The organism is Pantoea sp. B9002, assembly GCF_013385945.1.
GTDB lineage: Bacteria > Pseudomonadota > Gammaproteobacteria > Enterobacterales > Enterobacteriaceae > Pantoea.
Map to the genome: position 1 here is coordinate 1 of NZ_JACAPA010000186.1, position 313 is coordinate 313.

Annotated in this window: 1 pseudogene; it reads left to right on the top strand. The window is 62.3% G+C overall.

Annotated elements, in window-relative coordinates:
- Positions 1–290: pseudogene (aspA, locus tag HX773_RS25770) on the top strand (aspartate ammonia-lyase); the annotation flags it as partial.
- Between the last annotated feature and the right edge of the window lie 23 nt (positions 291–313).

Below are 313 nucleotides of genomic sequence, written 5' to 3' on the forward strand. Positions count from 1 at the left end.
GCCTGCTGCAACGCGCCATGGACATGCTGCGCGAACACTGCATCGTCGGCATCACCGCCAACGAAGCCCGTTGCCGCGAACTGGTGGAACACTCCATCGGCCTGGTCACCGCGCTGAACCCGTACATCGGCTATGAAAACGCCACACGCATTGCGCGTATCGCCCTCGAAAGCGGCCGCGGCGTGCTGGAACTGGTGCGCGAAGAAGGCTTGCTCGACGACGCCATGCTCGACGACATCCTGCGCCCCGAAAACATGATTGCTCCACGTTTGGTCCCGCTGAAGGCCTAAGCGTTTGATGCACCGCTCACCAG